This window comes from Myxococcus sp. MH1 (assembly GCF_059738865.1).
Genome location: NZ_AP026947.1, coordinates 7962067 through 7983450 on the forward strand (window position 1 = coordinate 7962067; position 21384 = coordinate 7983450).

Annotated in this window: 15 protein-coding genes and 2 tRNA genes; 11 read left to right on the forward strand and 6 right to left on the reverse strand. The window is 68.8% G+C overall.

The window, feature by feature from the left end:
• Window positions 1-38 precede the first annotated feature (38 nt).
• Entirely contained in the window at window positions 39-2447 is a 2409-nt protein-coding gene (locus tag AC6JA9_RS31220; protein ID WP_223745331.1) for a glycogen debranching protein, read from the reverse strand.
• A gap of 268 nt (window positions 2448-2715) precedes the next feature.
• Here AC6JA9_RS31220 and AC6JA9_RS31225 point away from each other — a divergent pair, with 268 nt between their 5' ends.
• From AC6JA9_RS31225 to AC6JA9_RS31255, 7 genes are all read left to right on the forward strand, one after another.
• Window positions 2716-3804, forward strand: coding sequence for an ABC transporter ATP-binding protein (locus AC6JA9_RS31225; RefSeq protein ID WP_497958278.1), 1089 nt, complete (start codon window positions 2716-2718; stop codon window positions 3802-3804).
• Window positions 3801-5975 (forward strand): extracellular solute-binding protein, encoded by a 2175-nt coding sequence (locus AC6JA9_RS31230; RefSeq protein ID WP_483578455.1) that lies wholly within the window; start codon window positions 3801-3803, stop codon window positions 5973-5975. Before AC6JA9_RS31225 ends, AC6JA9_RS31230 begins: the two co-directional genes overlap by 4 nt.
• Window positions 5975-6823, forward strand: a complete 849-nt coding sequence (locus AC6JA9_RS31235; RefSeq protein ID WP_046715363.1) for a sugar ABC transporter permease — start codon at window positions 5975-5977, stop codon at window positions 6821-6823. Before AC6JA9_RS31230 ends, AC6JA9_RS31235 begins: the two co-directional genes overlap by 1 nt.
• A gap of 6 nt (window positions 6824-6829) precedes the next feature.
• Window positions 6830-10120 (forward strand): IPT/TIG domain-containing protein, encoded by a 3291-nt coding sequence (locus AC6JA9_RS31240; protein WP_497958279.1) that lies wholly within the window; start codon window positions 6830-6832, stop codon window positions 10118-10120.
• A gap of 141 nt (window positions 10121-10261) precedes the next feature.
• A tRNA-Val gene (locus tag AC6JA9_RS31245) sits at window positions 10262-10333 on the forward strand.
• A 7-nt stretch (window positions 10334-10340) separates the two neighbouring features.
• Window positions 10341-10417: transfer RNA gene (locus AC6JA9_RS31250), tRNA-Asp, on the forward strand.
• Window positions 10418-11090: 673 nt separating this feature from the next.
• Window positions 11091-11645 carry a cell wall protein gene (locus AC6JA9_RS31255; protein WP_223745327.1) on the forward strand — a complete coding sequence of 185 codons (555 nt, stop codon included), beginning with the start codon at window positions 11091-11093 and terminating at the stop codon, window positions 11643-11645.
• A 210-nt stretch (window positions 11646-11855) separates the two neighbouring features.
• Here the strand turns inward: AC6JA9_RS31255 and AC6JA9_RS31260 are convergent, their stop codons facing one another.
• Together AC6JA9_RS31260 and AC6JA9_RS31265 are read right to left on the reverse strand one after the other, a co-directional pair.
• The gene (locus AC6JA9_RS31260; protein WP_223745326.1) at window positions 11856-12086 is read right to left on the reverse strand and encodes a hypothetical protein; all 231 of its coding nucleotides are present in this window, start codon (window positions 12084-12086) and stop codon (window positions 11856-11858) included.
• 172 nt (window positions 12087-12258) lie between these two features.
• Window positions 12259-13647: a hypothetical protein gene (locus AC6JA9_RS31265; RefSeq protein WP_223745325.1), complete on the reverse strand. Its 1389-nt coding sequence runs from the start codon at window positions 13645-13647 to the stop codon at window positions 12259-12261.
• A gap of 250 nt (window positions 13648-13897) precedes the next feature.
• Here AC6JA9_RS31265 and AC6JA9_RS31270 point away from each other — a divergent pair, with 250 nt between their 5' ends.
• The 3 genes from AC6JA9_RS31270 (at window position 13898) to AC6JA9_RS31280 (ending at window position 17293) form a co-directional block, all read left to right on the forward strand.
• Window positions 13898-14776 (forward strand): alpha/beta hydrolase family protein, encoded by an 879-nt coding sequence (locus AC6JA9_RS31270; RefSeq protein ID WP_223745324.1) that lies wholly within the window; start codon window positions 13898-13900, stop codon window positions 14774-14776.
• 79 nt (window positions 14777-14855) lie between these two features.
• A complete protein-coding gene (locus AC6JA9_RS31275) occupies window positions 14856-15677 on the forward strand; it encodes a Rossmann-fold NAD(P)-binding domain-containing protein (protein WP_473567441.1) in 822 nt (273 codons plus the stop codon).
• A gap of 269 nt (window positions 15678-15946) precedes the next feature.
• Entirely contained in the window at window positions 15947-17293 is a 1347-nt protein-coding gene (locus tag AC6JA9_RS31280) for an alpha/beta hydrolase family protein (protein ID WP_223745322.1), read from the forward strand.
• A gap of 74 nt (window positions 17294-17367) precedes the next feature.
• Here AC6JA9_RS31280 and AC6JA9_RS31285 read toward each other — a convergent pair whose 3' ends face one another.
• Both AC6JA9_RS31285 and AC6JA9_RS31290 read right to left on the reverse strand, forming a co-directional pair.
• A complete protein-coding gene (locus AC6JA9_RS31285; RefSeq protein ID WP_223745321.1) occupies window positions 17368-18138 on the reverse strand; it encodes an outer membrane beta-barrel protein in 771 nt (256 codons plus the stop codon).
• 259 nt (window positions 18139-18397) lie between these two features.
• Entirely contained in the window at window positions 18398-19471 is a 1074-nt protein-coding gene (locus tag AC6JA9_RS31290; protein ID WP_497958280.1) for an NADH:flavin oxidoreductase, read from the reverse strand.
• A 105-nt stretch (window positions 19472-19576) separates the two neighbouring features.
• Between AC6JA9_RS31290 and AC6JA9_RS31295 the strand changes: the two genes are divergently transcribed.
• Window positions 19577-20272, forward strand: a complete 696-nt coding sequence (locus AC6JA9_RS31295) for a DUF6766 family protein (RefSeq protein WP_497958281.1) — start codon at window positions 19577-19579, stop codon at window positions 20270-20272.
• Between the two features lie 9 nt (window positions 20273-20281).
• Here AC6JA9_RS31295 and AC6JA9_RS31300 read toward each other — a convergent pair whose 3' ends face one another.
• Window positions 20282-21364 carry a fatty acid desaturase family protein gene (locus AC6JA9_RS31300; protein ID WP_473567446.1) on the reverse strand — a complete coding sequence of 361 codons (1083 nt, stop codon included), beginning with the start codon at window positions 21362-21364 and terminating at the stop codon, window positions 20282-20284.
• Window positions 21365-21384 lie beyond the last annotated feature (20 nt).

Genomic DNA, 21384 nt, shown 5'->3' on the forward strand with positions numbered 1-21384 from the left:
GACGGGCCCCGCTTATAGCGCACCTCGCCTGCCTGCCCCTACTCCGCGCGCAGGACGACGATGGTCCGCTCCGGCACCCCGTAGGTCGCCCCCGTCACCGGGGACGGCGCGTCCAGCCACGAGTTGCCCGTGGCCCTCGGGTCCAGGCCCGTGGCGGACAGGTACTCGGGGCTGTCGAAGTACGCCTGCGTGTCGATGAGCCGCTTCCACTGACGCCCGGGCGGCAGGGTGAACTCCACCGCGCGCGGCTCCATGTTGATGAGCACCACCAGCTCCGGGCCGTGCGTCGTGTCCGGGTAGTGCATCATCAGCTGCTTGGTGTCCCAGCCCACCTCCTCGCTGTTCTGTGCGCTCTTCCACACCAGCGGCGAGCCCTTCTCGTAGTCGGGCGGCGCGAAGGCGTAGGCGTGCTCCTTGCGCAGGCGGATGGCGGCCTTGACGAACTCGTACATCCGGTGGCGCTCGTCGCGCGCGAGGTACGCGCCCCACTGGTACCAGTTGAAGGGGTTGTCCGCGCGCGTGGAGTAGGCGTTGTTGTTGCCCAGCTGCGTGCGCATCCACTCGTCGCCGCCGAGAATCATCGGCGTGCCGTGGCTGACCATCATCGCCATGAAGGCGTTGCGCATCATCTGCCGGCGCATGCTCTCCGCGCGCGCGTCGCCGATGGGGCCCCAGTTGCGAGAGCGGTTGTGGTCCTCGCCGCTGACCTTGTCGCAGAAGGGGCTGTTGGGCGTGTCGCAGCACACCGGGTTCAGCGGGCCGCACTTGTTCTGCTTCACCTCGTAGGCGAACAAGTCGTAGAGCGTGAAGCCGTCGTGCACGGTGATGAAGTTCATCGAGTGGTACGGCCTGCGCCCGTTGCGCACGTACCACTCCTTGCTGCCGTACATCAGGAACGCGCCGTCCGCGGAGCCGGGGCGCCCGCACAGCGAGCCCTCGTTGGAGTTGAGCTTCCAGTCGTCGCGGTTGATGAACGCGCGCCACCAGTCGCGGAAGCGGCCGTTCCACTCGTACCAGCCGTTGCCCGGCTGGGTGAGCGAGTTGGGGAACTCGCCCATGGGCATGCAGTACCAGCCGCCCGCGCTCCACGGCTCCGCGATGATGCGGGTGTTGTACTTCTGGAGCACCGGGTCGTCGATGATCTCCTGCAGCACCGTGTTCTTCGGGTCGTCCCAGCGGTTGTAGTCCTGATCTCTCTCGCCCAGGATGGGCGCCAGGTCGAAGCGGAAGCCGTCCACGTGCAGCTCTTCGACGTAGAAGCGCAGGCTGTCGATGATGAGCTTGCGCATGGGGCGGTGGTTGGGCCGCGTCTGGTTTCCCACGCCCGTGTTGTTCCAGTACGTGCGCCGGTCGCCGTTGAGCCCGTAGTACGCCTGGTTGTCGATGCCGCGGAACGAGTACAGGCCCGCGACCTCCGCCGGGTCCAACGAGTCCAGCGGCTCACCGGGCAGCACGTCGTCGGACTCCAGCTTCTCGCGCCACAGCCCGCCCTCGCCGGTGTGGTTGTAGACGACGTCGACGATGACCTCGATGTCGCGCTTGTGCAGCTCCTCCACCATCCACTTGAACTCGTCGATGACCTGGTGGGGCAGCTTGTGCGCGGCGTAGGAGACCTCCGGCGCGAAGAAGTTGATGGTCTGGTAGCCCCAGTAGCCGCCATCCAGCGGCTTCTCGTGGATGGGGAGCAGCTCCACGGCGGTGATGCCCAAATCCTTGAAGTAGTCGGCCTTCTCGCCCATGCCCCGGTAGGTGCCCGGGAAGCGCACGCCGCTGGCGGGGTCCGCGGTGAAGCCCTTGGCGTGGACCTCGTAGACGATGAGGTCCTGCCACTTGTGGCCCGCCCACTGCTCGTCCTCGCGGTTGGCGCGGTACTGCCGCTCCAGCTCGCCCCACTGGTAGCCGCTCTGCACCAGCACGCTCTTGGCGGAGGCCGCGTACGTCACCTCGTTGCGCGCGGGGCCACTGGCGGTGCTGCCCTTGCTCCAGTCGTGGTCGCGGTGCAACGCCTTCGAGTACGGGTCCGTCAAGAGCTTGTTCGGGTTGAAGCGGTTGCCATACACGTCCGCGTCCGCGCGGAAGCCGTGGATGGAGCCGGGGAACCAGCGCGGATCGAACTCCCAGTTGGGACCCCAGGCCCTGAAGCCGTAGTGCTGGCCCAGGCCCACGCCCTCCACGTAGACGTTCCACACGTCGCCGTAGCGGGTGAGCTGATACGTGCGCGAGGGCGAGTTCACCTCCGGGTCGTCGAACAGGAGCAGCTCGATGCGCGTCGCGTTCTCCGAGTACAGGGCGAAGTTGACCCCCTGATCCACGAAGGTAGCGCCCATGTGCTTCAGGGACTCCACGTCCTCCACCGTGTAGCTCGGGGCACGTGCCTCGCTGTGATACAGCCGGACGTAATCGCTCTCGCTGCACCCGAGGGCGAACAGCAGCGAGACCAGGGTCATGCCCCTCGGAAGGGACCAGCGGGGAGTGCTCATGCGGTGGGGTAGACCTCGACGAACCAGGTGCCGGCTTCCATAACAAGCGACTTCCAGGGCTGACAAGGCGGCCATCCCCGCCCCGTCCCCCTCCGGGCATTGGTACGGACACCGGAAACTTCCGGATGACTTCCGTCGAGAATAACGCACTGCGCCCAACCGGGGAGGTTTGGGGAAAGCGCGAGGCTCCGGGTAATGTGCGCGGCCGTTCTCCCCCCATTTTTCCGAGAGCGTCTTGTCCGAAGTCACCCTGAACGGCATCAAGAAGTCGTTTGGCTCCAACCTCATCGTGAAGGGCGTGGACCTTCAGGTGGGACAGGGCGAGTTCCTGGTCATGGTGGGCCCGTCCGGCTGCGGGAAGACGACGCTCCTGCGGCTCATCGCGGGGCTGGAGCAGGTGGACGCGGGCGAGGTGAGCATCGGCGGCAAGCGGGTCAACGACGTGCCTCCGAGAGACCGCGACGTGGCGATGGTGTTCCAGTCGTACGCGCTCTACCCGCACATGACGGTGCGCGAGAACCTGGCCTTCGGCCTGACGCTGCGCAAGCTCCCCCAGGCGGAGATCGACTCGCGGGTGGCGGAGGTCGCCTCGATGCTGGAATTGGGGCACCTGCTGGAGCGCAAGCCCAAGGCCCTGTCGGGTGGTCAACGTCAGCGCGTGGCCATGGGACGCGCCATCGTCCGGCGGCCCCAGGTGTTCCTCTTCGACGAGCCCCTGTCCAACCTGGACACGGCGCTGCGCGTGCAGATGCGCGGGGAGCTGGCGCGGCTGCACCGCCGGCTGGGCGCGACGATGATCTACGTCACGCACGACCAGGTGGAGGCGATGACGCTGGCCACCCGGGTGGCCGTCTTCAACGGCGGCGTATTGCAGCAGGTGGGGCCGCCGCTGGAGCTCTACAACCGCCCGGCCAACCGGTTCGTGGCGGGCTTCCTGGGCTCGCCGTCGATGAACTTCCTGGAGGCCCGGCGCGACGGCGGAAGCCTCGTGGGCAAGGGCTTCACCCTGCTGAGCCCTCAGGATCTACCCCAGGGCGGTGAGCGGGTGCTGGTGGGCCTGCGGCCTCAAGACCTGCGCGTGGCGGCGCTGGGGCCGCTGTCCGGGACGGTGGACGCGGTGGAGCGGCTGGGGTTCGACGGTTACGCCTTCGTGACGACGGAGGCGGGCCCGGTGGCCGCGCGCTTCGACAAGGGCACCCAGGTCTCGGTGGGGGACAACGTGGCGCTCGCGCCGGTCGCGGACGCGCTGCATGTGTTCAGCGAGGACGGCGCCAAGGCCCTGCGCCACCCCACCCAGCGCGAGACGCTGGAGGTGGCGTCTTGAGGAGACTCTGCGCCCTGGTGCTCCTCGCGGCGGCCTGGTGCGCGCACGCGGCGGAGGGCCCGGCGCCCCTCAAGCTGTGGCACGCGTACCGGGGCGGAGAGGAGACGGCGCTGCTGGAGGCGACGAACCTCTTCACGAAGGAGACGGGCGTGCGGGTGGACCTGCTCGCCCTGCCCTATGACGCGTACGCGGCCAAGCTGACCAACGCCATCCCCCATGGCGCGGGCCCGGACGTCTTCATCTTCAACCACGAGCGGCTGCGCAACTTCCACTCGCAGAACCTGGTGGCGCCCACGGCGGGCGCCTTCCAGCGCGCGGACTACTTCTCCAACACGGTGGAGGCGCTGGAGGTGGATGGCCAGGTGTTCGGCTATCCGATGTCGCTCAAGTCGCTGGCGCTCTACGTCAACACGAAGCTGGTCCCCCGGCCGCCCGCGACGACGGCGGAGCTGCTGGCGCTGTTGCCCACGCTGTCCAACTCCGCGCAAGGGCGCTTCGGCCTGGCGTACGAGAGCGGGGACTTCTACTTCCACGCGCCCTTCCTCTTCGGCTTCGACGGCAAGCTCTTCGACGAGGCGGGCAAGGCGAGCTTCGACACGCCGGGCATGGCGCGCTCGCTGGCGTTCGTGAAGAAGCTCCAGGACGAGAAGCTGATGCCCCAGGAGGTGAGCGGGGCGCTGGTGAAGACGCTCTTCAACGACGGCCGCGCGGCGATGATCATCAGCGGCCCCTGGTTCGCGGGGGAGATTGCCCCGTCGGTGTCCTACCGCGTGGTGGCGCTGCCCACGGTGAGCGAGACGGGCACGCCCCTGCGTCCCTTCCTCGGCGTCGAGGCCGCGTTCGTCTCGGCCCGCACGGAGCAGGCGCCGCGGGCGCACCAGCTGGCGCGCTTCCTGTCGCTGGGCGAGGCGTCTCGGGTGCGCACCACGGTGGGCAGGCAGATCCCGGCGGACGTGCAGGCATACCAGCTCCAGGCGGTGAAGGACGACACGCTCATCTCCTCGTTCCGCGAGGCGGCGGTGAACGCCACGCCCATGCCCAACACGCTGGAGATGGCCCGGGTGTGGGAGCCGATGAAGCTCACCCTGCGCGCGGTGCTCCAGGGCGGCGCCCAGCCCGAGGACGCGGGCGCGCTGGCGGACCGCCGCTACCGCGCGCTGCACCGCGAGCGTCCCCCCGAGGCCAACCCCGTGCCCTGGCTGGGGCTCGCGGGCGTCATGGCGCTGGGCGGCACCGCGTGGGTGCTGCGCCGGCCCGCCCCGGGGATGACCTTCCGGCAGCGCTACCCGGACGTGGCCCGCGCGGCGAGGTACGTGGCGCCCGCGGCGGTGGGCCTGCTGGTGCTGGTGTTCATCCCGTTCTCGGTGGGCCTGGGGCTGTCGCTGTTCCACCACGACGCGGGCCAGTACACCTTCGTGGGCCTGGCCAACTTCGTCGACATCCTGGCCAGCCGTGGCTACAGCATCACCGAGCCGCTCTCGTTCTACTTCACGCTGGTGGTGACGCTGCTGTGGGCGGCGGTGAACGTGGTGCTGCACGTGAGCATCGGCCTGGGGCTGGCGCTGCTGCTCAAGGACCCGCTGCTCAAGCTGCGCGGCGTGTACCGGGTGCTGCTCATCATCCCGTGGGCGGTGCCCAACTACATCACCGCGCTGATGTGGAAGGGCATGTTCCACCAGCAGTTCGGGGCCATCAACGGGCTGCTCGTGGCGCTGGGGCTGGAGCCGGTGAGCTGGTTCACGCGATTCTCCACCGCGTTCGCCGCCAACGTGGCCACCAACACGTGGCTGGGCTTCCCCTTCATGATGGTGGTGGCGCTGGGCGCGCTGCAGTCGATTCCCCCCGAGCTCTACGAGGCTGCGGAGGTGGACGGGGCCAGCCGCTGGACGCAGTTCCGGCACATCACCCTGCCCCTGCTCAAGCCCGCCATGCTGCCAGCGGTCATCCTGGGCAGCGTGTGGACGTTCAACATGTTCAACATCATCTACCTGGTGTCCGGAGGCGAGCCGGGCGGCGCCACCGACATCCTGGTCTCCGAGGCGTTCCGCTGGGCCTTCCAGCGCAACGAGCAGTACGGCTTCGCCGCGGCGTACTCGGTGCTCATCTTCGTGGTGCTGCTGGGCTGGTCCGTCTTCACCAAGCGGCTGATGCGCACCGAGGAGGCGGCGTGATGAAGAAGCCCTCGGGCCTGAAGATGGCCTTCATCCACGCCGGGCTGAGCCTGATGTGCATGGTGACGCTCTACCCGGTGCTGTGGGTGGTGAAGATGGCGCTGTCCCCGTCGGACGGCCTGTCGCTCACGGCCAACCCCTTCCCGGACGCGGTGACGTTCGACCACTTCCGGGAGGTGCTCCTGAGCACCGACGTGCATGGCCGGTGGGTGTTCGGCAGGCAGGTGCTCTCCAGCATCATCGTGTCCGGCGCGACGACGGTGGTGGGGCTGACGCTGGCGGTGACGGCGGCGTACGCGCTGTCGCGCTTCCGCTTCCCGGGGAAGGAGGGCGGCATGCAGGCGCTGCTCATCACCCAGATGTTCCCGGCGACGCTGATGCTGGTGCCCATCTACAGCATCCTGCAGAAGCTGCGGCTGCTCGACAGCCTCACCGGGCTGGTGCTGGTGTACGCCACCACCGCCCTGCCCTTCTGCATCTGGATGTTGAAGGGCTATTTCGACACGCTGCCGCGCGAGCTGGAGGAAGCGGCGGTGATGGACGGGGCCTCGCCCCTCCAGGTGTTCCTCCGTGTGGTGCTGCCGCTGGCCCGCCCCGCGCTGGCCGTGACGGCGCTGTTCTCCTTCATGACGGCGTGGAACGAGTTCGTCCTCGCCGCCACGCTGATAAACGACCCTACCCGCTTCACCCTGCCCGTCGCCCTCCAGCGGTACGTGGGCGAGTACAAGGTGGAGTGGGGCAAGTTCGCCGCCTGCGCGCTCGTGGTGTCCGCGCCGGTCATGGCGTTGTTCTTCGCTCTCCAGAAGCACCTCGTCGGCGGGTTGACCGCCGGCGGCGTCAAGGGGTGATGGCCGATGTCCCGTTGTCTGCGGTCCCTTCTTCTCGTGTTGCCGTTGCTCGCCGTGGCCTGTGGTGATGACAAGGAGGGCAACCAGCCCTCCGAGCAGACCGCGCCCACCGTGAGGGAAATCACCCCCTCGGGCGGTCCCATCGCGGGCAACACGCTCATCAATGTCTACGGGTCCGGCTTCAAGGACGGCGCGAAGCTCTACCTCGGCGAGCAGGAAGCCCTGCGCGTCGTGGTGGTCAACGCGTTCCGCATCTATGGCTACTCGCCCACGGCGACCACCGCGCAGGTGGACGTGCGGGTGGTGAACCCCGACGGCGCCTACGGCGTGCTGGTGAAGGGCTTCACCTACGAGGGCCCGCCGGGCAGGAACATCGACCAGGCGGAGGTCATCAACGGCAACACGGAGGCGGTCAGCGGCGGCCAGCCGGTGGGCGTGCTGGTGCGCGGCGCGATCACGGTGGCGGGCCTGACGCGCGGCGTGGGCCAGGGCGGCGGGGTGCGCGCGCAGGTGGGCTTCGCGCCCGCGGACTCGGCGCTGCTCCAGCAGGACAGCTACACCTGGGAGGAGGCCACGTACGAGGGCGACTCCGACAGCGGCGAGGCGGACATCTACAAGGGCAACGTGCTGCTCCAGCCGGCCATCGGCGGGGAGAGCCGCGAGTGGGTCATCACGATTCGCTTCTCCATCGACGGCGGCACCACGTGGGTGATGGCGGACGGTGACGGCATGGCCAACGGCGTGGCGGAGAACATGCTGCGCCGGGTGTTCATCTCCCGGCCGCGCGTGGACTACTGCAAGCTGGGCCCGGACGGGAACCGCGCCAACCCGGAGCTGTTCTACCGCCCCACGGACACCACGCTGCTCAAGGTGCAGGGCCAGGTGTACGCGGCGGGCATCACCCAGGGCGCCGGCGCGGGCTCGGGGCTGGTGGCGCAGCTGGGCTACGGCCCGGTGGACAGTGACCCTCGTGACTCCGCGGCGTGGACGTGGATTCCGGCCGTCTACAAGGCCGAGCACGGCAACAACGACGAGTGGGAGGCGGAGCTGCCCAACCCCGGCACCGAGGGCCAGTACAAGCTCGCCTTCCGCTTCAGCATCAGTGAGAACGCCTGGCGTGTCTGTGACGCGGACGGCGTCAACGACAGCACCGAGGGCGAGCTGACGTTCAGCCTGGCCAAGCTGGGCACGCTCACCGTGGGCACCGAGGCGCCGAAGCCGCCGGTGGGCTGGTGCAAGATTGGCGAGGACCAGAAGGACCCGGAGGTCATCAACTACCAGACCACGCAGACGTCGGGCTTCAAGACCGTCTACGCGCAGGTCTACATGGCAGGGGTGACGGACAAGGTGGGCGCGGGCCCGGGCCTGTCCGGTCAGCTCGGCTGGGGGCCGGCGGGCGAGGACCCGCGCACCTCGCAGCTGTGGAACTGGTCCACGGCGCTCGCGTTCAACAAGGACAACTTCCAGGTCAACGACGAGTGGAAGGCCACGCTGCCCAACCCGGGCACCAACGGCGAGTACCGCTACGCGGTGCGCTTCAGCGGCAACGGCGGCCCGGTGCGCGTGTGCGACGGCAACGGCGTGGATGACGGCGGCCAGGAGTTCGAGCTGGACAAGCTGGGCCAGCTCACCGTCACCGGCGAGGTGGTGGTGCCCAAGGTCATCGGCTTCTGCAAGCTGGGCCCTGCGGACAATCAGACCCCGGAGACGGTGACGTACGCGTCGGGCGCCGCGGGCACCCGCAAGGTGCTGGCGCAGGTGTTCGTGCAGGGCGTGACGCAGGGCGCGGGCGCCGGCGCGGGAATCGTGGGGCAGCTGGGCTGGGGCCCCGCCGGTGAGAACCCGGCCACGTCCGCGCAGTGGAACTGGACGACGACGGCCGCCTACAAGGACGAGTCCGGCAACAACGACCAGTTCGAGACCACGCTGCCCAACCCGGGCGCCGAGGGCAGCTATCGCTTCGCCTACCGCTTCAAGGTGAACGACGGCGCGTACCTGCTGTGCGACTCGGACGGCAACAGCGGCGGGGCCACGGGCTTCGACCCGGCGAAGACGGGCACGCTCACCGTGAGCGCGGCGCAGGACATCTCCGTGGGCTGGTGCAAGCTGGGCGGCGAGTCCAACGAGCCTCCCCCCAACGAGGTGTACCAGGTGGGCCAGGCGCCCATCGACATCTACGCCCAGGTCTACATGGAGGGCGTCACTCCGGGCACGGGCGGCGGCGCGGGCATCCAGGGCGAGGTCGGCTACGGCCCGGAGACGGACGAGCCGACGGCGGCGAGCTGGCAGTGGACCACCACGGGGACGAGCTTCAACCGTGAGTCCGGGAACGGAAACAACGACGAGTGGAAGGCCGCGCTGCCCAACCCGGGCACGGTGGGCCGCTACAAGTTCGCCATCCGCTTCAATGTGAATGGCGGCGCGTACCGCTACTGCGACGCGGACGGGCTGGGCAACGGCTTCTCGCTCGCGCAGGCCGGCACGCTGACGGTGCAGGCGCCGGCGGCGGCGGACTTCTGCCGGCTGCAGAGCGTGAGCGGGACGACGGTGGGCAGCGGCGCGGCCGTCACCGTGACGGGCCGGGTGCGCCTGGCGGGCGTCACCAACGGCGCGGGTGCGGGCGCTGGGCTCCAGGTGCAGGTGGGCCTGGGCAACGCGGACGTGGACGCCTCCGCGACTCCCGCGGCCTTCTCCTGGAAGGCCGCGGCGTACGCCCGCGAGGCCGAGGGTGAGGCGGATACCGACGAGTTCTCCACCAGCATCCACCCGGCCTACACGGGCAGCCGTGCGGTCAGCCTGCGCTACTCCACGGACGGTACGGCGTGGACGTACTGCGACAAGGACGGCAGCGACGTGGGCGGGTACACCCCGGGTCAGCAGCACGCCCTCACCGTCGGCAACCACCAGGACATCGAGTACTGCAACCTCCAGTGGCCCTTCTCGGTGACCGTGGGCCCCAACCCCACGACCATCTATGGGCAGGTCTACAAGGCCGGCGTCACGACCGAGAGCGGCGCGGGCGTCGGCCTGGTGGCGCACCTGGGCTACGGCGATGCCCAGCAGGACCCGGGCGTGGGGGGCTGGACCTGGATTGCCGCCCCGTTCCTCAGCGAGGAGGGCGGCGGCAACAACGACCAGTTCTCCGCTGAGCTGCCGGGCAACCTCCCCGCCGGCACCGTCTACGCCTACCGCTACGCCCTCAACGGCGGTGCCTACTGCTTCGGCGACCGGAATGACCGGGATGGCAGCGGCAACGGCTTCCAGGCCGCGGACGTGGGCGTCGTGAGCGCTCCCTAGGCGGATGACTCACCGACCGCACGGGCGATTTCACGCTCCGCGCGGTCGGTGACGGAATGATCAGGGCCTTCGAAACGTATGCTTGACAGTGGAGGGAGCCCTTTATAAAAGCCCCCCCGTCGCAACGCGGAACACGCCCTCGGGCGGATAGCTCAGCGGCAGAGCGTCGCCCTTACAAGGCGAGGGTCACAGGTTCAATCCCTGTTCCGCCCATAGTTGTGGGGAGTTAGTTCAGTTGGTTAGAACGCCGGCCTGTCACGCCGGAGGCCACGGGTTCAAGTCCCGTACTCCTCGCCAATAAGAAGGCCCCCAAGTCCTAGTGGCTTGGGGGCCTTCACCTTTTCGGGCTCCCGACATCGCGACGCACTCCGCTCCAACCGCGTCGATGGCCGCGCGGCTCGGATGTGGTGGCGGAGCAGCTCGACGACGAACCGCCCAGCGGCTCCACGATGGCTCGCGGGCCGGTGGACTCCCGCGACGAGCAGCACGCTCACGGCAACCCAGTCCAGCCCCAGGCGCATCACGGTTGCTACGTTCGACCGGAGGCCCGCGGCCTGCCCGACCACCACGGAGGCTGCCCATGCAGCCACGGGACGAGTGTGGCGCGCAGCCGCCGACAGTGGCCGTGGCCTCGGTGTTCGCCGTCAATCGGGACAGCGACGTCGCCACTGCATAGGCATTGAAACGCGAGCGTCCGCGTTACATCGATACCCGCGTGTACCGTGACGGCGCTTCGACTGCAGTGCTCAGCATGCTCGAGCAGCGTGAAGTCAGCTCGACGGCTCGCCCGGAGTGCCCGCCAGTGAGCGGTGAACATTCACGTATAGTCGAACCACCTGAGCCGTGCTACGCCAGCCACGACATGCCTAGAGCCCGTCGCGTTTCCCCCTCCCCCCGAAACACCCGCTCTCAGCCCGCGCGCGGCGCTCCCTCGGCGACGCCGTCCCTGGATGAGGCCTTCCAGTCCATCGTGCAGGGCGCCGTGCAGGAGTCGTTCGCCTCGCTGGTGGCCTCGCTGCGCCGCCTGTCCGAGCGCATGAGCGGGCAACCCATCACCACGCCGCGCGCGGCCCCCAAGGCCCCCGTCGCGCCCCAGCCTCCTCCCAAGGTCGAGGCCGTCGTCGAGCAGCCCGTCGCCTGCGCCGTCATCGGCTGTCGCCAACCGGTCCGCACGCTCGGCTACTGCTCGGCGCACTACCAGAAGCGTCGCCAGATGATCGCGACGGGCCGGCTGCACTCCGCCTGGGTGGAGCACGCCGCGCCGCACTCCCTGCCGGATGTCATCCTGTCGCGCCGCCGTCGCTCGGAGTCGCGTGAGGAGAAGCCCACGCCCGCGGCCACGCCCGCCGCTCCCGCGGGTCCGCGCGTCTGGGTTCGCAAGAAGGGCCAGACGGCCGCCCAGGGTGATGATTCCACCAATCCGGCCACGCTGGCCGCGGCCCTGCGCGCGTCCGACGGCACCGACGCGGCGGACACGGTGAAGCGCTGGGCCGAGGAGTTCCTGGCGAACAAGCGTCGCAATTAGTTGCACGGACGCACGAAGGCCCCGTGCTCACCCGGAGGAATGCGTCCCTCGCTTCGCGAGTCGAGACGCTCCGAAGGAAGCGCGGGGCCTCACACCACCGGGCACAGTCCCGGGGGACACCCACGGCGACTTCCCAACCACAGCCAAGATAGACACGGTCGACCGCCCATCCCCGGGGGCCCGGCCCCGGAAACGAGCATCAACCCAGGCTCAGGGACAGACGTAGGACTCTTCGACCCAGTCCCCGCACACGCTCTTGCGGCACAGCGTGTAGTTGCACGCGTCACCCATGTAACCACAGCAGGCGACGTCCGCGTCCGCCGTGCCCGAACACGTCACCCGCTTGGCTTCCTTGTAGGTCTCCGGCGACGTGTTGTCGTCGCACGAGTCCGAGTCACTGCCACATCCCGCCAGCACCAGCAGCGGGACCGCCCACAGCATGCAAATGAGTCTTCGCATGCTTCGCATTGGAACATGTCGACGGCGCGGAGCGCCAGCGAACCTGGGTGAAGGCTGACCACTCCTTGCGCCACGAAACCATTTCTTGTGTCTCGTTTTCAGAGAACACAGCACATCAGGAATTCGTGAGCGCCACGCCTGGCTCGAAAGCCTGTCAGAAACGGGCCTGGAGCATCACCGTGGCACCCCACGCGCTCGCCTTGATGAAGACGGGCTGCGCCACCCCCGTCACGTCGTCTCGGAACTCCGTCTGGTTGGGGTCATTCACGTAGGAGATTTCGCCCACGACACCAGCCACGCGTCCCAGGTCCCATCTCGCCGTGGCCTTCAGGGTGAGAACCCTGGCGCGGTCCTCGCCGACCGGCAGCACCTGGAACTGGTTGCGTCCCTGGACGATGAAGACCCGGTCCACCCCCAGCGCCTCGGCGGAGCTGAACGCCGCCGGCAAGGAGACACGCGCCAGCAGGCCGGGCGTCAGGCCCCAGTCTGGCAGGTGGTAGTCGACGCCCAGCGAGCCGGAGACCTCGACGCGAGGGTCCGCGTCGCGCGGGAAGGCCATGAACGGAGGGAAGCCGGGCCCATCCATCTGGAGGAAGCTCGCCGTCCGGAACCAGGTCAGGGCATGGAAGCGCCACGCCCCCAGTCGCAGCCGTCCATCCAGGGCCGCCGCCTGGGATGTCTCGGTGAGCTTGCCGAAGCCGCCGTCCCCGTCCTCCAGGTCCTGGGAAATCAGGCTGCCCTCCAGCGAGAGCGACGCGGAGACCCCCGTCGAGGACGCCGAGGGCGTGAAGAACCGCTCGAAGAAGGTGGGGTCCCCCCGGAAGAGCGACAGGTCCACGTTGTCGCCGATGGGCTCGCCCCGGCTCCAGAACACCCGAGCGGAGCCACCTCGCAGGATGACCGACAGCTCACGCCCCATGTTGGCCAGCCCGGGACTGTCCCCCCGGTCGACGTACATCCCCTCCAGCTCCACCCGCAGCCCGGGCGCGAGCTCGACCTGTCCGCCCGCGAGCACCGCGTAGTGCCGCGCCCGCTCCAGCTCCCACGTCGTCAACTCCGCGGACTTGAGCGCCACGAAGGCCGCCCAGCGCTGACGCACGAGCCGCAGCTCCACCGCGGGCTCGCTGCTGCTGTCACCGGAGGGAAAGACGTCCCGCCCCCACGTCACCGGGTAGACGGAGCCCAGGTACACCCGCGTGGAGCTCAGCGGAAAGACACTCAGCGCCAGGCTCTCGTCAGCGGCCCAGGCGGCGGGACGGTAGCGCAGCCGGAAGTTGCTCCCATTGTCCGCGAAGCTCACGCCCTGCGCGTTGTTGGCGTTCACGAAGAACGACAGCTCCGCCTCCGCGCGCAGCCCCGCCGTCAGCTCCGGCGAGCGCGCATCCAGCGCCGCGTTCCAGCTGGTCGTGGAGCCCGAACGGTCCACGTTCGGGTCACTCGCCAGGAAGGACAGACGGGCCTGCCACGAGGACGCCTCCGGGGTTGACTCGGACACCTGGGGCACGGTCGACAACAGGGACAGCAGCAAGAGCGAAGGAGACATGGCGCGCCGCCTCTATCACGCGCGACAGGCCTTGTCCTTTCGCGGTGCGGAATCCACCGCGCTCGCGCGCTTTCGCTTCGCGAAACAATCCCAGCCATGTTTCGCGAAGCGGAACAAATCATGAAATAACTGAACAGATAGAAAAATAAGATAGACACGACTCCGGATGCGCCGCTTTGATTCCGGATGGGACGCCCGCGCCTGGCTTGCGCGGCGCTCCCATGACTGTCGACAACCACGAGGAGAAGTCATGAAGAAGAGCGAGCTGAGCTTCCGTCTTGGATTGCTGCTGGCCCTGGCCTGGTCCTCCGCCGCGGGGGCACAGACGTTGAGCAGTTTCTCGGCGACGTACCGGGGTGGTGGCACGTCGCTGTGTGGCTCCACGTACAACCTGCGCGGCCAGGAGCCCGCGGCCTCGGGCAAGTACCCTGTGTTCATCTACACGGTGGGCACCACGGAGAACTATGACCACTCCTCGGCGCTGGCGGCGGTGGAGGAGATGGCGCAGCGCGGCTATGTCGCGGCCACCGTCGAGTACGACAACGCCACGTTCGGCTCGTGCTCCACGCTGACGGCCCGCTCGCGCTGCATCTTCGACGGCAGCCGGTCCACCAGCGCGGTGGGCACGCTGTGCTCGCGCGCCAAGGCGGACTGCTCGAAGGGAATCGTGGTGGCGGGCTTCAGCCAGGGCTCCGTCATGGCCATCCTCGCCAAGAACCACGACTCGCGCGTGCAGGCCGCGTATGGCCTGGGCGCCGGCGTCCAGTACTCCATCTACAACCTGTCCTCCTGCGTCGCCAATGGCAACCGCGCACTGCCCAGCAGCCGCCTGCGCATCATCAACGGCGAGCAGGACGTCTTCGTCGGCCCGACGGAGGCCCAGGTGCGCGCGCAGAACACGGACACGACGGGCTACTCCTGCCCGCTGGCCACGTCCTGCCTGCAGAGCAACGGCAGCGGCTGGTACATCATCAAGGACAGCCAGGTGGGCGACCTCAACGCCGACCACTGCTACATGCGCACGGGCAGCTGCGTGGGGCTCCTGCTCGACTCCACCTGGCGCTCGGGCAGCCAGCCCTGGTCCCTGCGTCCCAACCTGAACTGGTTGACCCAGTTCACCACGCCCTGAGCGTGCGCTCTGTTGAGTAATCCATCCGCGCCCGCCTCGCGCGTCCCGAGGCGAGGCGCGGCTGTGTATGCCTCACGCCATGACCTCCTCCCCGAGCATCCTCATCCTGGGCGCGAGCGGCACCACCGGACGACGAGTCACCCGGCTGCTGCGCGGCCAGGGCCACACCGTGAGGGCCGCCTCCCGGCACTCCGACATCCGCTTCGATTGGACGGATTCGAGCACCTGGGAGGCCGCGCTCGGCGCGTCCTCGCGCCTGTACCTCATGGCGCCCCATGAGCAGCCCATCCCCGCGGAGTTCGTGTCGCTCGCCGTGTCCCGGAGCGTGCGCCGCATCGTGCTCCTGTCGAGCCAGGCCATCGAAGTCATGGGGGACGAGCGCCTGATGGCCGCCGAGCGGCTGGTGCGCGGCGCGGGCGTGGAGTGGACCCTGGTGCGCCCCGACTGGTTCAACCAGAACTTCGACGAGGGCTTCTTCCGCCCGTCCATCCTCGCCGGACGCATCGCCCTGCCCGTCGGGGACACGAAGCAGGCCTTCGTCGACGCCGACGACATCGCCGCCGTCGTGGCCACCGCCCTGACGGAGGACGGCCACGCGGGCCGGAGCTACGAGCTCAGCGGCCCCCGGGCCCTGGGCTTCGCCGAGGCCGCCGCCATCATCGGCCGCGCCGCCGGACGCGCGGTCCACTTCGCCGGCGACCCGGACACCTACCGCGCCGAGCAGAAGACGCTGGGGCTCCCCGACGAGACCATCCAGGGCGCCATCCAGGCCTTCTCCGCCCTGAAGGAGCGCGGGGACGCCGCCCCCACCGACACGGTGCGCGCCGTCACCGGACGGGCCCCCAAGCCGTTCGAGACCTACGCCGCCGAGGCCGCGGCCTCCGGCGCCTGGGCCCCTTGACAACCGACACCTCCAATCGCACGATTCAATCAGCTGATTGAATCCCCTCCGGGAGGCACGGGCGAGCCATGCCCTGGCCTCCCGTGCTCGAGAGCCGCGCGCCCGGGCCCTGTCGACGCCGACGTGTCACCTCGCGCCGCCCGCGCCTCGCCCTCCGTCTGTCTTCACCTCTCCGCGCGGGAATCATGTCTGTGATTTCCACCGGGCGATGACAGAAATAAAGGGCCACGGTGTTCGAGCCTGCAATCCCTCACAGGAGATTGCACACCATGGGTTTCACCCTGAATCGACGTTCCCTGCTGCACGTGGGCCTGGGGCTCACCGGCGGGCTCGCGCTGCTGCGCGCGCCTTCCGCCCTGGCGGCGCCGGCCTCCACGCCGGGCACGACGCCCCCGGCCGAGGAGCCCCAGCGGCCCTGGTACGAGCTGGGGTTGCTGGAAGACGACCCCGTCATGCAGAACCAGCTGCTGCACTTCCTGGCCGCGACCTACAGCGCCCAGGCGGACATCGGCGAGGTGCTGGACACCGCGACGCGCATCGACGTGAGCGATGACTGGAGCTGGCCCACCGAGTGGGTGAGCACCGCGGACCGCCTGCGCGGCATGGCCGAGGCGAGCCTTGCCCGTCACCACAAGACGAGCGCCGGCCACGCCTACCTGCGCGCGGCCAACTACTACCGCGCCGCGCTCATCCACCACCCCGAGCCCAGCCACCCGAGCGTGCTGCAGACGGGGCGCCGCGCGGTGGACGCGTACAACAAGGCGCTCGTCCTGCTGAAGATGCCGGGCACCCCCGTGCGCATCCCCTACGAGAACACCACCCTGCCCGGCTACCTCTTCCGGGCGCGGGGCACGCGGGGACCCGCGCCGCTCCTCATCTTCCAGCAGGGCCGCGACGCCTGGCCGGAGGAGTCCAAGTACGTGGTGGACGCCGCGCTGGAGCGTGGCTACCACTGCCTGCTCGTCCACGCCCCCGGCCAGGGCATGGCCATCCGCGAGCAGAACCTGCCGTTCCGCCCGGACTGGGAGAAGGTCATCACGCCCGTGGTGGACTTCGCGGTGCGAATCTCCGGGGTGGACTCCCGCAGGATTGCCCTGCTCGGCTGGAGCATGGGCGGCGCCCTGGTGCCGCGCGCGGCCGCCTTCGAGCGGCGCATCAAGCTGCTCATCCCCAACCCGGGCGTGCTCGACTGGGGCCAGTCGCAGTTCGACAACTTCAACGGCTACTTCCCGGAGCTGATGGCGCTGCTCGACACGGACCCGGCCGCCTTCGACGCGGCCATGTACCAGCTCATGACCCAGGTGTTCCTGTACCGCTGGTACATGCGCGACGCCATGCACAAGCACGGCGCCAGCTCCCCCTCGGACCTGATGTTCAAGCTGAGGAGCTTCACCAACCGGCCCGTCGTCGAGCGCATCCGCTGCCGCACGCTCGTCATGGACGGCACCGCGGAGGCGTACTCCGGCGGCCAGGGGAAGCTGCTCTTCGACGCGCTGACCTGCCCCAAGGACTACCTGCTCTTCACCGAGGAGGACACCGGCCTGTTGCACTGCCAGGAGGCCGCGCAGGCCGTCGCCAATCACCGCATGTTCGACTGGTTCGACGAATACATCTGAGCCCTGAAACGACGACGTCGGGCCAGGAGCGAACCTGGCCCGACGTCATGGACAGCCAAGGCGCGAAGCGGTGATTAGAACCGGAACTGCGCGCGCACGCCGCCGTTGATCCACCCGTGGATGGCCTTCTCCTCGATGTCCTGCGACTGCTCCTCCTCCTCGCCGTCGCCAGACAGGGAGATGGACGCCGACGAGTACTGGCCCACCGTCGCGGTGATGTAGGGGCCCACCGAGAACTTCGGCGAGATGCGGAAGTCGACGCCGCCCTGCGCGGAGATGAACTCGAAGCCCTTCACGGACGTCTTCGCGGAGATCTCCTGGCCCAGGGCCTCGGCCGAGACCTTGGAGTTCAGGATTTCGTAGCCGATGCCCACGCCCACCCAGGGGTCGACCATCGGCGTCGCGTCGAAGTGATAGGCCGCGTTGACACCGAAGCGCAGCTGGGTGGCGCTGCAGCTCACGCCGTCGACGCTGCAGGGATCCTCCTCGCCATCCTCGGTGTCCGTGTTGAGCGAGCCCAGGCCGTACTGGAAGAAGGCGCCCAGGTAGAAGTTCTTGTTGAAGAAGTAGCCCGCGTTGAGCTCCAGCGGAATCACGCTCGAGACCAGGTCACCCACCGGAGCGCCATCACCCTCGCCGTTCGGGTTCCCCGCCAGGTCGCCGTACGGAACGGCGAAGCCCGCGCGCAGGCCGAGCGCGAAGCCCTTGCCCTCACCCGCGGACGAGTCCTCGCGGACATAACCCTCTTCGGAGTAGCCCTCCGCGGCGTCATCCTGCGCGAACGCGGGGGCGGCGATGAGAGCGAAGGACATCGAGCACAGCATCATCTGGGTGCGGCTGGTCATGAAGGTGGTCCCGCGAAAAGTGATGTGAGTTGCCCCACACCGTCGAGGTGTCGGACGCGTGTAGAGACGCCCGGAGGCGTCACTTATTTAAAACGGACGGGACATAAAAGGCCGGGTTTCAGGAGACCCAGGCATTTTTCCAGTCCACACGCCTCACATCGCGAGACTTCGTTTCACGGCCAAGAATCTTGACGCGGCGGGCACACTCCCGGAGTGAAACGCCCTTTTTCCGCGTCGCGACCCATGCAGCTTCAACGCATCAGGTCGCGACGAAGTTCTTCCAGCCCCGCAGATAGTCGATGAAGCCCGGGGAGACGCCCTCGGCCCGCAGCAGGTCGACGGAGAGAGGCGGCTGGTGGATGGGCGCACCGCGATGGATGCGCTCGGGCCAATCGTGGTTGGCGATGGCGGAGCGGCCCAGGGCCACCGCGTCCGCGCCGCGCGACAGCTGCGCCTCCGCGTCCTCCTTCGTCCAGATGGCGCCGGCGACGACCATCTTCACGCGCGCGGGCACGGCCCGGCGGAACAAGTCCGTCGCGTGCTCCTGGGGGCGCTTGGTCGTGTTGAGCCCCGCGCGCCAGAGCGACAGGTGGAGGATGTCCATGCCCTCGTCCGTGAGCATCCGCGCGACCTCCAGGCTCTCATCCAGGTCCAACCCGCGCGCCTGACCGAAGTCCTCGGGTGACAGGCGCACCGCGAGCACCAGCGAGGGGGCCGCCTTTCGCACCGCGGCCAAGGTCTGGCGGATGAGGCGCGAGCGGTTCTCCAGCGAGCCACCCCAGCGGTCCGCGCGGCGGTTGTAGATGGTGCTCAGGAATTGCGACAGCAGATAGCCATGCGCGCCGTGCAGCTCCACCGCGTCGAAGCCCGCCTGGGCGCAGCGCCGGGCCGCATTCGCGAAGGAGGCGATGACGGCTTCAATCTCACCTTCCGTGCCCTCGCGGCACTCGTCCGCGCCGCCGTGCGCGCTCGCGCTCCAGCGCGGCATCCCGCTCACGGTGGGGTCCGCGCGCAGACCTCCGTGGAAGAGCTGCGCGGACAACAGCGCGCCGCCCTGGTGGACCTTCTCGGCGAGCCGGCGCAGGCCCGGCAACATCGCGTCGTCGTGCACGCCCAGCTCGCCGGACCAGGCCTTGCCATCCTGCTGGACGTGCGCCGCGCAGGTCTCCACCAGCCCGAAGCCACCTTGAGCACGACGCTCCAGGAAGTGGAGCTCCGCGTCGGAGAGGGTTCCGTCGGCTTGGCTCTGCTTGTTGGTGAGCGGCGCCAGCCAGACGCGATTGCGCGCGACGACGCCTTCTCGCAGCACCAGGGGGTCGAACAGTCCTGCCATGTCTCGTGTCTCCGGAGGGTTCCAAGCCGGTGGGGGACCGGGGAGGCGGACAGTCGCCTTCCCGAGGCGGCTGCACCCCGACATTTCGTGTCCAGACTTCGGGAGATGGCGGATACCACTCAATCGGGGTCTCCGAAGAGAGGCCCGCGCGCATTCCTGTCCAACAATGGGCTGTCGCTCGTCCTGCTCGCCGCGTTCCTCCTGTGCTGGGTGGGGCAGGCCGTCTCCGGCTTCCTCCATCACAACGAGGAGCAGCGCCAGCATGGCCAACCCGAGGCGCGGTTCGGCGAGTACCTGCGCTCGGGCGACTTCCTGGAGGCCACGTTCGAGAACCGGGAGAGCGAGTTCTTCCAGATGGGCGCCTTCGTCATCCTGGCGGCCTTCCTCAAGCAGCAGGGCTCCGGTGAGTCGAAGGACCTGAACGGCGGCAAGAAGGAGGAGGACAAGGATTTGGAGCCCCAGGAGGGCTCCCCCGCGCCGCTCCATCGCGGAGGGCTGGTGCTCAAGCTCTACAGCCACTCGCTGTCCATCGCCCTCTTCTCGCTGTTCATCGTGTGCTTCGGCCTGCATGCCGTCACCGGCGCCGCGGCCCGCAACGAAGAGGCCCTGGCGCACGGTGAGGCGGCAGTCACCGTGCTCCAGTACCTGGTGTCCTCCCGGTTCTGGTTCGAGTCCTTCCAGAACTGGCAGAGCGAGTTCCTCTCCGTCGCGGCCCTCGTCCTGCTGTCCATCTGGCTGCGCGAGAAGGGCAGCCCCGAGTCCAAGCCCGTCAACGCGCCCCACGCCCGGACCGGGAAGTAGCGCCTTTCGTCAGGCGGGGGACTCGAGGCGGCTTCGCAGCTCGCCGCTCGTCACCGTGGGGGTCCCATGGGGCCCCACCCACGTCCCCGCCTCGGTGGGCGAGTACAACGCGGGCCGCGAGTACAGCGTGCGCAGCGCCTGGACGTGGGGATAGACGGTGGAGGCCTCCGGGCTCAGCTCCCGCAGTCGCTTGCGCAACAGCGGCGCGAAGCGGGGGCTCATCGCCGGGAAGATGTGGTGCTCCTGGTGATAGCTGAAGTTGAGGTGGGCCCAGTCCATCACCGGGTGCGTCTTGACGCTCGCGGTGTTCACGAAGGGGTTGTCGTGCTCCTCGGACGCCGGCTGCAGCCAGTGGTTGGTGGCGATGTAGACCATCAACGTGATGTTGGCGACGACGAGGGGGAACACGAGCGCGAAGAAGGCCCCGCGCGGCCCCATGGCCCAGCCCAGCGCCCCCCAGCCGAGCACCAGGAGCACCGTGAGGATGCGCTCCTTCGCGCGGTTCATGCGCACGTGGCGCAGGTGGGGCTGGTCGATGTGGTGCCACAGGAAGGCCTGCCCCTGCGCGGTGAAGAACACGCTGAAGCTGACGTAGCTCAGCCAGGTGCCGGAGCCCGGTGAAATCGCGTGGAACATCCGCGCGAAGCGCTGCGTGCCCAGGTCCGGCTGTCGCGGGAGGATGTCCGGGTCTCTCTGGTGGATGTTCGCGGCGCTGTGATGCGCCTGCACATGCCACGCGCGCCAGTTGCCCGGGGTGACGAGGAACGGGCCGAAGCCGACCCAGCCGATGACATCCTCCCAGCGCCGGCTCCTGAAGACGGCGTGGTGCAGCGCCTCGTGGGCCGCGAGCCCCACGGTGGTGACCATCTGTCCCAACACGAAGGAGAGCGGGAGGCAGGCCCACCAGGGCAGCCCGCCCCAGGCGAGCAGCCACATGGAGGCCAGCATCACCGGCACCAGGGCCAGCGCGATGACACCCCGGTGGGGTTGAGGTTCGAAGGATTCGGCGGGCATCACCCGGCGCAGCTCCGCGCGGAGCGGCTTGGGGTCATCGAACGGCAGGGCAACCGGCGACGGTGTGGAGGAGCTCATGGGGTCCATTCCGTGGAAAG